The 11,658-nt window shown below is 52.3% G+C and carries 14 protein-coding genes; 13 read left to right on the forward strand and 1 reads right to left on the reverse strand.

The features are described from left to right. The first annotated feature begins 154 nt into the window (after nt 1-154). The 13 genes from F3H12_RS12050 (at nt 155) to ytfJ (ending at nt 11,055) form a co-directional block, all read left to right on the forward strand. The gene (locus F3H12_RS12050; protein ID WP_149679568.1) at nt 155-1,054 is read left to right on the forward strand and encodes a delta-lactam-biosynthetic de-N-acetylase; all 900 of its coding nucleotides are present in this window, start codon (nt 155-157) and stop codon (nt 1,052-1,054) included. Then, entirely contained in the window at nt 1,051-1,368 is a 318-nt protein-coding gene (yqfC, locus tag F3H12_RS12055; protein WP_149679569.1) for a sporulation protein YqfC, read from the forward strand. The genes F3H12_RS12050 and yqfC overlap by 4 nt, the downstream gene beginning before the upstream one ends. Before the next feature lie 38 nt (nt 1,369-1,406). After that, complete coding sequence (gene yqfD / locus F3H12_RS12060; RefSeq protein WP_149679570.1) at nt 1,407-2,603, forward strand: sporulation protein YqfD; 1,197 nt, start codon at nt 1,407-1,409, stop codon at nt 2,601-2,603. Beyond that, nucleotides 2,604-3,581: a PhoH family protein gene (locus tag F3H12_RS12065; RefSeq protein WP_149679571.1), complete on the forward strand. Its 978-nt coding sequence runs from the start codon at nt 2,604-2,606 to the stop codon at nt 3,579-3,581. A 20-nt stretch (nt 3,582-3,601) separates the two neighbouring features. Continuing rightward, nucleotides 3,602-5,848 (forward strand): HD family phosphohydrolase, encoded by a 2,247-nt coding sequence (locus tag F3H12_RS12070; RefSeq protein WP_149679572.1) that lies wholly within the window; start codon nt 3,602-3,604, stop codon nt 5,846-5,848. Continuing rightward, the gene (ybeY, locus tag F3H12_RS12075; RefSeq protein ID WP_149679573.1) at nt 5,790-6,275 is read left to right on the forward strand and encodes an rRNA maturation RNase YbeY; all 486 of its coding nucleotides are present in this window, start codon (nt 5,790-5,792) and stop codon (nt 6,273-6,275) included. Before F3H12_RS12070 ends, ybeY begins: the two co-directional genes overlap by 59 nt. Before the next feature lie 31 nt (nt 6,276-6,306). Further along, on the forward strand, nt 6,307-6,678 hold the full coding sequence (locus F3H12_RS12080; RefSeq protein ID WP_149679574.1) for a diacylglycerol kinase family protein: 372 nt from the start codon (nt 6,307-6,309) through the stop codon (nt 6,676-6,678). Between the two features lie 20 nt (nt 6,679-6,698). Next, the gene (locus tag F3H12_RS12085; protein WP_149679575.1) at nt 6,699-7,379 is read left to right on the forward strand and encodes a site-2 protease family protein; all 681 of its coding nucleotides are present in this window, start codon (nt 6,699-6,701) and stop codon (nt 7,377-7,379) included. Nucleotides 7,380-7,620: 241 nt separating this feature from the next. Continuing rightward, on the forward strand, nt 7,621-8,616 hold the full coding sequence (gene trpS / locus F3H12_RS12090) for a tryptophan--tRNA ligase (protein ID WP_149679576.1): 996 nt from the start codon (nt 7,621-7,623) through the stop codon (nt 8,614-8,616). 30 nt (nt 8,617-8,646) lie between these two features. Next, nucleotides 8,647-9,441 (forward strand): segregation and condensation protein A, encoded by a 795-nt coding sequence (locus F3H12_RS12095; RefSeq protein WP_149679577.1) that lies wholly within the window; start codon nt 8,647-8,649, stop codon nt 9,439-9,441. Further along, on the forward strand, nt 9,438-9,989 hold the full coding sequence (gene scpB, locus F3H12_RS12100) for an SMC-Scp complex subunit ScpB (protein ID WP_324449698.1): 552 nt from the start codon (nt 9,438-9,440) through the stop codon (nt 9,987-9,989). Before F3H12_RS12095 ends, scpB begins: the two co-directional genes overlap by 4 nt. A gap of 59 nt (nt 9,990-10,048) precedes the next feature. Further along, a complete protein-coding gene (locus F3H12_RS12105; protein ID WP_149679578.1) occupies nt 10,049-10,624 on the forward strand; it encodes a DUF2953 domain-containing protein in 576 nt (191 codons plus the stop codon). Next, a complete protein-coding gene (ytfJ, locus tag F3H12_RS12110) occupies nt 10,597-11,055 on the forward strand; it encodes a GerW family sporulation protein (protein ID WP_149679579.1) in 459 nt (152 codons plus the stop codon). The genes F3H12_RS12105 and ytfJ overlap by 28 nt, the downstream gene beginning before the upstream one ends. A 60-nt stretch (nt 11,056-11,115) precedes the next feature. Here the strand turns inward: ytfJ and F3H12_RS12115 are convergent, their stop codons facing one another. Continuing rightward, nucleotides 11,116-11,337: an alpha/beta-type small acid-soluble spore protein gene (locus tag F3H12_RS12115; protein ID WP_149679580.1), complete on the reverse strand. Its 222-nt coding sequence runs from the start codon at nt 11,335-11,337 to the stop codon at nt 11,116-11,118. Nucleotides 11,338-11,658: the final 321 nt, after the last annotated feature.

Below are 11,658 nucleotides of genomic sequence, written 5' to 3' on the forward strand. Positions count from 1 at the left end.
TCTTCATTCTTAATTATCATTTCCGTCACCCAATAATATTTTACTATATTAATGCAAAAAAGCCCAGTTCTCACTGGACTTTTTCGACAGTCTGAGGAGTCATTTAGGATAAATGACTCCTTTTTTACACCATTCCATGACAGTGAGGGGTGTCATGATGAAGGATATCAGCCGTCTGTTCGCCATCGTGGTGATCGCTGTCATGTTCATCCTGACGGTACGCATGATGATCCTGGCCGGCAGGAGTGAGGAAGCGATCAATTTTGATGAAGAGATAACCGGCCTTCTGCCGGAGGACAGCATGGACGGCGGCATGGATGCTGCCGCGGGAACCAAAACGGGCTACAACAGCCTCAGGCGGTGGGGCATTGTGCGGGACGGACCCAACAGGCAGCCAACGCCCGATCCGGGAACCCCCGAATTGCTCAGCCGGTACAACAGCCTCTATGTGGGAGACATCCAGGAAAAGATCATATACCTTACCTTCGATGAGGGATATGAAAACGGCTACACCGGAAAGATTCTGGATGTCCTGTATGAGAACCAGGTTAACGCTATTTTTTTTATTACCGGCCCCTATCTTGAGAAGGAAGAAGAACTGGTCAGGCGGATGGTGGAAGAAGGTCATGCGGTAGGCAACCATACCATCAGCCACAAGAGCCTGCCGACTTTAAGCGATGAAGAGATAGAGCGGGAGACCACGGGGCTGGACAGGAGGTTCTATGAGAAGTTCGGCAAGAATATGGTTTTTCTGAGGCCGCCCAAGGGAGAGTACAGTGAAAGGACGCTCCGGATAACGTCTGAGCTGGGGTATGTCAACGTGTTCTGGAGCTTTGCCTATGATGACTGGAATACCAAGAACCAAAGAGGCTGGGAATATGCCTTTAAAAAGGTCACCGGCAACCTTCACAACGGAGCTATCCTGCTGCTGCATGCCGTGTCCTCCGATAACGCGGAGGCGCTGGATGCCATCATCAAGGAAGCGCGAAGGCAGGGCTATGAGTTTGGCGATGTTTTTGATCTGGAAGACTTGGCACGGAGGGGTAACCCATGAAGCGGATCAAAAAGGAGCCTGGCAAGAAAAAGGAATCCGGCCGGGGGATATCCGGGATTGGCGAAAAGCTGGCGAAACTATTTGAACTGCCCCCTGACCTTTTCGGGAACAGGCCAAAGGTGACCGCGGTTGGCCGTGGTGAAGTCCTGATTGAAAACTTCAAGGGAATCATGGATTTCGACGAGGGCATGGTGCGCATCAACACCAACAACGGCGTCATCAGGATTACGGGAAGCGGAATTACCATAAAGGAAATCACAAGCGAAGCCATCATTATTGGCGGAAAGATATCCAATATCGACTATGATGCATAAGTCTGCAAGGCCGGCAGGAAGTAGGTGTGGAGGCGCTTATGTTTCTGGTTCATCTGTGGAATTATATCAGAGGATATGTTATTATTATTGCAAAAGGCGGTGGCATCGAAAGGTTCATCAATATCTGCACCAGAAGGCAGATCCTTTTGTGGGATATCGTCAGGAAAGACAGCGACTCCGTGATCCTGAAAGCCAGTCTGAGAGGATTTATGCTGATGCGCCCGGCAGCCAGGAAGTCGGGGTGCCGCATCCATATCCTGAAAAAATGCGGACTGCCCTTCATCCTGCGCCGGTTCAGAAGAAGAAGGGGCTTCAAGGTCGGGCTGATTTTCTTCGCCGCACTGATTGTCTTCTTTACCTCCATGATATGGGAAATAGAAATTCAGGGTTGCAGCAACGAAGTGGCGGAAAAGATCATGAAGGTTCTGGACGAGCAGGACATCAGGCGGGGAAGCTTCAAAATGGGACTCAACCCCAAAAGGATTGCCGCCGATATCCTGATGCATGTGGAGGATATTGCCTGGGCGGGGGTGCAGATCCAGGGCGTCAAGATGACCATATCGGTCCAGAACATTACGCCCAGGCCCGAGGTTGTGGATGAAAATGCGTACAGCAACCTGGTGGCCGAGAGGGATGGCCTGATAACCGGGATTGAGGTGCTGGCCGGTGCCCTGAAGGTCAAGGAAGGCGACACGGTGAAAAAAGGGCAATTACTGGTTTCGGGCAAGCTGGAAGCCCAGAACCCGGAATTCGGGACCAAGTATGTGCACGCCCTGGGAAGAATTATGGCCAGAACCTGGTACGATGTACGCGTGCCCCTTGACTATGAATATACCAAGCGCGTTAGAACGGGAAGGACCCATGAGAATACCTATATCAGGATACTGAACCTCAGGATCGGGCTGTTTGGAAACCGCAATGCATTTGAGGACTATGACAGCGTGTCCTACGACAAAACGGTGAACGGCCCGTTTAATCTTGAGTTGCCTATAGGGTTGACGGTGGAAAAGCAATACGAGGTGACCGAAAAGAAAGTCAGACTAAGTCCCGAGGAAGCCGAAGCCCTTGCGCTGGAAAAAGCCCGGCTTGCCCTGAACAGGGAGCTTTCGCCGGACTGCAGGGTTCTGGATGAAAGGGTGAACATACTCAGGAGCAAGACCGGCGAAACCTACCTGGAACTCATCCTGGAGTGCGAGGAGGATATCGCCGGCCAGCAACCATTGGGAGGAGATTGATTGGAAACAGTTGTTGAAAAAGTGATTATCCTGAACGATCCCAGGGAAGCGGCCGATGTGTTCGGGGAATATGACCGGAATGTCAGGCTGCTGGAGGACAGGCTGGATGTAAAGATAACCAACCGCAACAATGAGATCAGGATATCCGGATCTGAAAGCCAGGCAGATACAGCTTACGACATCCTGAAAAAACTGATTGCCATTTCCGAAGGGGGAGACCCGGTCTCGGAACAGAACGTGCGCTACCTGCTGGATTTGAGCAGCGAGGAGCGGAGCAGCGATGAGTCGCCCATGGATCTGGTCTGTGTCACATACCGGGGAAAGCCGGTGAAGTCCAAGACCTTCGGGCAGAAACGGTACATTGAGGCGCTGCGCAAGTATCCCGTCGTATTCGGCATCGGGCCGGCAGGCACAGGGAAAACCTTCCTTGCCGTGGCCCAGGCTGTCAAGTCTTTCCGTGAAAAGCTGGTGAGCAGAATCATTCTGACCCGTCCCGCCGTGGAAGCCGGCGAGCGGCTCGGCTTTCTTCCCGGGGATCTCCAGAACAAGGTGGATCCCTACCTGAGACCGCTTTATGATGCCCTGTACCACATTATGGGACCCGAGAACTTCCAGAGCAACCTGGAAAAGGGCGCCATCGAAATTGCGCCCCTTGCCTATATGCGCGGCAGAACCCTGGATGATTCGTTCATCATCCTGGATGAGGCGCAGAACACCACGCCGGAGCAGATGAAAATGTTCCTGACAAGGATCGGCGCCGGTTCGCGGGCCGTGATAACCGGCGATGTGACCCAGGTGGATCTGCCGGGAGACAAGAAATCCGGCCTGATCGAAGCCCAGCGCATCCTTTCCGGTGTGGAAGGCCTTGCCTTTGTCAGGCTCACCGAAAAGGATGTGGTGCGCCATGAACTGGTCCAGAGAATTATCCGGGCCTATGAGGCCTATGAGAGGACTCACGGAAACAAGCGTGACAAATAGAGACATCGGGGGGTGTATGGGTGGTTAAGAAAAACAAGAAGCCGCGAAACAGGTCCTTTGTCTTTTTGGGAAATGTATCCTTTCAGAGGCTGATCGCCATGCTGATCACTTTCCTGGCGCTGGCCTCCATGGTTGCCTATGAAGCGACCCCCAAGAAGTACAAGCTTTCGGTAGGCAGTATCAGCCAGTATGATATCAACGCGCCCAGAGATATTGAGAATACCCTGAAGACACGACAAAACGCGGAACTGAAGGCGGCGGAGCTCAAGCCGGTCATTGTGCCCATTGATGGTGCCAATGACAACATGACCAGCGAAGCCTATGCCTATTTCGACGGGCTTTTTACCCTGATGAACCGGGTGATGGAAAGCTTTCGGAAGGATGTGGATGTGAACGCCCTGATCCAGGAGTATGATACGGGCAATGACTATGCTGTTCTGACAGAGATACCGCCGGACAAGCTTGTCGCCCTCTTCGCCAACGAAGGCGAGCTGGTTGGGCGGCTTAAGACGGTGGTTCTGAACTCCATTCTGCCCGCCGTCAAGCGGAAACAGATCATGGAGGATAATCTGGCGGCCGAAAAGGAGGCTGCCCTGACGCAAATCAAGGCGATTTTCGATGATGAGAGCCTTTATCTCATCGCCGCCGATCTGCTGGACAAGGTAATCGTTCCCAACAGCCGCATCGACGAAAAGGCCACCGAAGAAGAGAGGAATGCGCTCATTGAAACCTATATCAAGGAGAATCCGGTCATCATCTACAAGGATGAACGCATCATCAGCAAGGATGATATCGTCACCGAGGACAAGTTCCAGGTTCTCAAGGAGCTCAATTACATAGACAGCGAGGGCAGACCCGATTATCTGCTGTATTTTGCCGTTTTCATGCTCATCTTCTCCATATCATTCCTGATCGCGCTCTACCTGAAAAGCTTTCACAGGAACATCTATTATGACAAGAACGCCATGATGCTGATGGGCGTGGCCATCATCATTGCGACGCTGTTTGCGCTGCTGTTCAAGGAGTTTATACCGGACTATGCCCACCTGATCATCCCCACGCTGATAGCCCCTGTCATTACCTCCATCTTCCTGGGCATACAGCCGGCCATTGCCGTCAACCTGCTTCTGACCTTCAGCTTCGCGCTGATGCTGAACGGCAATATCCAGTACATCTACATGTCCCTGATCAGCGGTACCATTGCTCCGTTCCTGACCGTCAACGCCACCCAGAGGCGGAAGATCTCGCTGGGCGGCCTGATGCTGGGCGGGATCAACCTGTTGATCATCGTGCTGACAGGCATACTTGAGAAGAAGGGCGTGGAAAACCTGCTCAACGAGGGCGGATTGGCCTTTATGAACGGTATCTTCTCCATCATTCTTGCCATTGGCATCCTGCCCTTCCTGGAAAGCACCTTCAACCTGGTGACGCCCATGAAACTGCTGGAACTGGCTGACCCCAACCATCCGCTGCTGAAGAGGCTTCTGATGGAAGCCCCCGGTACCTACCACCACAGCCTGATGGTGGGTAATCTGGCTGAAGTGGCTACCAGGGAAATTGGCGGCAATTCCCTGCTGGCACGGGTGGGCGCCTATTTCCATGACATAGGGAAACTCAGGCGGCCTACGTTCTTCAAAGAGAACCAGATGGACGAGAATCCTCACGACAGACTGACACCCAGCATCAGTTCCCGGATCATCACATCCCACACCAAGGACGGCGAGGAGCTGGCCCTGAAGTACAAGCTGCCCAAGGTGATACGGGATATGATCGTCCAGCACCATGGGACAACCCTGATGGTCTATTTCTACCATATGGCGACCCAGAACGGTAACGCCGAGGACCTCCAGGAATCGGATTTCAGGTATGACGGACCCCTGCCCGACACGCGGGAGGCGGCCGTGGTCATGCTGGCCGATTCGGTGGAAGCGGCTGTCCGGGCAATGTCCAACAAGACCCAGGCCAAGATAGAGGGACTGGTCAGAAAAATCATCAAGGACAAGCTGGACGACGGTCAGCTGGATCGCTGCGATTTGACACTGAAAGATCTGACCACCATAGCAGAAAGCTTTATGAAGGTTCTGAGCGGGATCTTCCATGAGAGGCCCGAATACCCGGAATTCGAGAAGAAGAACGATCTTAAGGAGCTGGATAACAGCATATACAACCTCCCGAGACAGAACAAGAAGGACGGTGCGGCAAGCCCAAATGGCAGTAACAGTGTACAACCGACAGAAAATAATCAGCCTGCCGAGAGAAATCATTAGCCTGATTAAGAAGGGCGTCCGGCTCTGCGCCAGGCAGAATGGATTTACCCATCCATATGATGTGTGGATTACCCTGGTGGACAATGACCGGATCGCGCAGATCAACGAAGAGCACAGGAACATCCAGGCCCCAACCGATGTGCTTTCGTTCCCCCTGCTTGATTTCAGCGGCGGGGTGCTGGACATTCAGCCGGGCGATATCGATCCCCACACCAAAAGGGTTGCCCTGGGGGATATCATCATATCGGTGGAAAAGGCGCAGGAACAGGCCGATGCCTATGGCCACTCCTTCGAGCGGGAAATCGCTTTTCTGGCTGTCCATGGCATGCTCCACCTGCTTGGCTATGATCATGAGCAGCCCGATGAGGAGAAGGATATGATCCAACGGCAGGAGCGGGTTCTGCAGGAGCTGAATCTGCCCAGGTGAACGGCCATTTCGGGGAAGGCGGCTGGTATGCATGAGGAACCATAAACTGTCGGACAGTTTCAGAAATGCCTTCAGGGGGCTGCGTCAGGCGATTGCCCGCGAGCGGAACATGCGGATCCACGTGGCGGCGGCCGTACTCTGCATCCTGTTGGGGATTGTTTGCCGCCTGGACCCGGTAAGCTGGGCCGTGCTGTTTATCGCCATCGGCCTCGTGGTGGTAACCGAACTCATCAATACTGCCGTGGAAAAGCTCGTGGACATGATCACCACCGAGTATTCCACAAAAGCAAGGGCAGTGAAGGATATCGCCGCGGGTGCCGTGCTGGTTGCTGCGATTGTGGCGGTTGCCCTGGGAGCCCTGGTTTTCATTCCTCCCCTGCTGCGCCTGGCAGGATTACAATGAAATGAGGAGTTGTTACTGCTTTGAACCTGGCAATGGATAAACTGATTGATATCATCATGGTGATACCCATACTCCTGATCGCCCTTCCTTTCCATGAATGGGCCCATGCCTATGTGGCCTACAGGCTGGGAGATCCTACGGCGAAAGACGCCGGGCGCCTGACTTTGAACCCTTTCAGGCACCTGGATCCCTTTGGGACGCTGATGATGCTGGTGGCCAATGTGGGATGGGCCAGGCCCGTTCCCGTCAACTCAGGATACTTCAGGGACAGGCGGAAGGGCATGATCCTTGTTGCGCTGGCCGGGCCTTTTTCCAACCTGCTGCTGGCCTTTCTCTTTACGGTGATATGGGGCCTGATGGTTAAGCTTGCGGTGATTGGCGTGATTCCTGTGGAAAGCGAAGCGGCGATAACCGTTATCAGCTGGCTCCAGGTGTTCTTCCGGTTCTGTGTCCTGGTCAATATCAGCCTTGCTGTTTTCAACATGATCCCTGTACCGCCCCTTGACGGATCCCGGCTCATCTCCTCTTTCATTCCGGAGGAGAGCTACTACCGGTTTGCCCGTTATGAGCAGTATATCGGCATTGCGTTCCTGGCGCTGGTCATCTTTGTGCCCAATGCCTTGAGCTCGGTTATCCGCTTGGTGGCCGATCCCATCTATGAGAGCATGCTCACGGTGGTTTCGCTTGTTCTCAGGCTTTGAGGTTTTCTATCCGGGAAAATGGGCGGGGGTTCTTCCCCATAATGACCATGCATGAGCCTTCTTAGGATGTCATTGCGAGGAGCGGAATCGACCAAGCAATCTGTGGTTTTCCCTGCGGGCAGTTGGCTTTTGGACCATTTTTATATATAATATTATGAAACGTCCCTGCTTCTTTGAAACCATAAGCAATCGGGCAGGATAAGATATTATAAATGCTATGTTGAAAGGGCTGGTACAATCCATGCAGAAAAAAGGCATCATATTAAGCGGCATGAGACCTACGGGTGCCATGCATCTTGGCAATTATTTCGGTGCGCTTGAAAACTGGATCAGGCTCCAGGATGAATACGAATGCTATTATTTCGTGGCTGATTGGCATGCCCTGACCACCGGCTACGAAGATACGTCCGAATATAAGAGCAATATTACCAATCTGCTGGTAGACTGGCTGAGCGCGGGGCTTGACCACAATAAATGTGTGCTGTTCGTTCAATCCGCCATTAAGGAGCACGCGGAGCTTCATCTGCTGTTTTCCATGAACGTGCCGTTGTCCTGGCTCTATCGTTGTCCGACCTATAAAGACCAGCTCAATCAGTTGAAGGAGAAGAACATTGCGACCTATGGCTTCCTGGGTTATCCCTGCCTTCAGGCAGCGGATATCCTGGCGTATAAGGCAGATTTCGTGCCTGTGGGAGAGGATCAGCTTCCCCACCTGGAGATCACCAGGGAGATAGCCAGGCGGTTCAATTTCCTGTACAAATGCGAGGTCTTCCCGGAACCCCAGCCCCTGCTGACCAAGGCAAAGGTGCTGCCGGGTCTGGACGGGCGGAAGATGAGCAAAAGCTACAACAACACCATCGCCCTGGCGGACAGCCCCGATGTGGTGCAGAAAAAAATCATGACCATGATTACCGATCCTGCCCGCATCCACAAGACCGATCCGGGCCATCCCGAGGTTTGCTCGGTATATGCCTATCATCAGCTGTTCACCGCCGACGAAGTGCCGGAGATAGAATCTGCGTGCAGGAAAGGTGAAATCGGCTGCGTTGCCTGCAAAAAGAAGCTGGCGCAGAATGTGACCAGGTTTACGACCCCCATCTGGGAAAGAAGACAGGAATGGCTCAAAAGGCCGGATGATATCCGGGATATCATCAGCAAGGGCTGCAGCAAGGCCCGGGAAAAGGCATCCGAAACCATGTCCGATGTCCGGAAGGCCATGCAGATCGACTGGATCTAGCATAATCTGCTCGGAAGGGGACATTGAGGGTTGAAAAGCGCGCTGACCGACGCCTGCACGCTCAGGCTGAACAATTTTGAAGGGCCTTTCGATCTGCTGTTTTATCTCATTGAGAAGAACAAGATCGATATCTATGACATACCCATCTTTGAGATAACCGAGCAGTACATGGCATACCTTACGGCCATGCAGGAGATGGATCTGGAAATCGCCAGCGAGTTTCTGGTGATGGCCGCCACGCTCCTGCATATCAAATCCTGCATGCTTCTTCCCAGGCGTGAAGAGGCTGCTGCGGAGGAGCTGGATCCCAGGGAGGAACTGGTTCTCAAGCTGGTAACCTACAAGAAATATAAAGAGTTCTCGCAAATCCTGAAGGACCGTGAGTCTTACTGGGAAAAGGCGCATTATAAGCTTCCCGAGGCCATACCCGTCATCCAGCAGGAAGAGGAACTGGAGGTTTCCCCTCTTATTCTCAGGCAATGCATGGTGGATGTCCTCAACCGCTCAAGGGAGAGGATGAACGATGTGAGCAGGAAGATGCAGCGCATTCTGGATCATGAAAAGGTCTCCCTGCGGACCAAGATCCGTGAGATCCTCGGATTGCTTGCCAAGGGGATGCGGTTTTGCTTCTCCAGGATCTTTTCCCCGCTGACCAGGAGCAGGATTGAGATTGCGACCGGTTTTCTGGCCCTTCTGGAGGTTGTCAAGATAGGAAGGGCGGAAGTGGATCAGCCTGTGGCATTCGGGGAAATCTATGTCACTCCCAGGAAGCCGGAAAAGAAAAAGGATAACCATGATATCGGAGAGGGCAGTGGTGAACCTTGAGTACCATAAACGACACGGAGATGATCATTGAAGCGGTCCTGTTTGCGGCAGGGGATCCGGTTCCCCTTGAAAAACTGGCGGAAATCATTGAACAGGACAAAAAGACCACCAGGGGGATCCTGACCAATATGCAGTATAAATACCAGCATGCGTCCAGGGGCATCATGCTCCGGGAACTGGACGGGGCCTGGCAGCTCTGCACCAAGCCCGAACTGGATCCCTACATTTCAAGGCTGGGTCCCGCCAGGAAGAAGCAGGGCCTGACACCGGCTGCCTATGAGACCCTGGCCATCATCGCCTACAACCAGCCGGTCACCAGGGCATACATCGAACAGATCCGCGGCGTAAATTCCGACAGCGTGATCATGAAACTCATGGAGCGAAACCTCATCAGGGAAGCGGGAAGGGACGACGCGCCGGGAAGACCCAAGCTCTATGAAACAACCGAGGAATTCCTTCGGGTATTTGGTTTTTCATCCCTGAAGGATCTGCCGCCCCTTGAAATGAACGAGATTCCCGAAGTGGTGGAGAAAATGCCCGTGGACTGATTCGGGTCCGGACAGGGATAATATGGCAAAAGCCGGAGAAGCTATATCATGGTGATGATATGCTTCTTGCGGCTTTTATTGTTTTAGGCATCATTGCGGCCGGGTTGCTTCCCCTGTCCTTTATGGCTGCTGCAACCTTCAAGGGAAGCAACTTCAGCCTGAAGCTTCGCGTCAGGCTTGCCGGTATTCTCACGCTGTTTGGCTGGGACTCGGGTGAGGAAGGCTTTGATTTCCTGTTCAAAAAACGGGTTAAGAAGGAAAAGAAAAAGAAGAAACGCGTGAATCGGATCATTCGCGGGATATTCAACCCGGAATCGCTGGTGCATATCAAGGGAATGGCCACCGCCCGGTTTGAAATCCGCGGTGTGATTGCCACCCATGACGCTGCCGGTACGGCCCTCATTTACGGATCGATTTGCGCCGTTCTGTCCACAGTAATTCCCCACCTCAACCGGAGCAGGGTCCTGGCCGATTTCTATCCCGATTTTCAGAAGAAGGAGCCTGATCTTCTCATCAGTTGCATAATCCGGATCAGGATTATCCATATTATATATCTGATAGCAAGACTTTATATTGGAAAATATCTGAAAGGAAGGTGGCACAGCCTATGGAACCGCATCCAATACAGGACTTGATGAAGACGGCCATGGAAAGCATCAGGGAAATGGTTGATGTCAATACCATCGTCGGCGATGCCGTGCAGACAGTGGACGGCACGGTCATCATCCCCGTATCCAAGGTGACCTTTGGATTTGCTGCCGGCGGAGGCGACTGCAGCAAGGGGGATAATAAAAACCAGGAGAGCAAGTTCCCATTCGCCGGCGGAAGCGGCGCAGGTGTCAGCATCAACCCGGTGGCCTTTCTGGTGGTAGGACGCAATGACACGATCAGGATGATACCCGCATCCTTCAACAATCCGCTTGACAGGCTCCTTGAAATTGTACCCAATGCCATAGATCAAATCAATAAAACCCTGGAGAAGAAAGCGTGCGCGAAGAAGGAGACTGAAAAAAAGGACGAAGCCGGGGAAGAAGGGAAAAAGTGCGACAAGCAACAGGACGACTGATGCCTGCGCGCATAAACAAGGGGGCTGAATCGCCCCCTCGACTTTCTATCAGTTACCGGTTTATTTGCTCATATTGCCCTGCTGAGCCTGGTTGGTTTCTACAGGATACTGGTTTCCAGTGTAGGACTGGAACACTTTCTTAACGATGTTACCGCCGATTCGACCGGCATCATGGCTGGTGATGTCGCCGTTGTAGCCCTGCTTGAGGTTGATGCCCAACTGGTTGGCAATCTCATACTTCATGTTTTCAAAAGAAGTTCTGCTACGGCTGTTGCGAGCCATTGATTTCACCTCCTCATTCCTTATTATTTCTGATCGCCCATACAATATGAGTAGAAAGATATGGTGAAATGATATCTCTGGCCAATTCGACCGGATATTATAAAAATATACTTTTTATAACAAAATATAAGTCAATAGGACTTTAGATTTATTGTATTGTTCGTCATATTATGATATATTGTTCAATGAGTACTTGTAATATTGCATAATAAATATGCACATTCTGAGTCAAGTCCAAATTAGTGTGTAAATTACCTCGGTCATCAAACGGTAGCTAATGAGACAATAGCCTAAGCGTTTATGCCGCGAAAGCTGTTGACG

Origin of the sequence: Thermoclostridium caenicola (genome assembly GCF_900142095.1) — a bacterium.
GTDB classification, from domain to species: domain Bacteria; phylum Bacillota; class Clostridia; order DSM-8532; family DSM-8532; genus Thermoclostridium_A; species Thermoclostridium_A caenicola.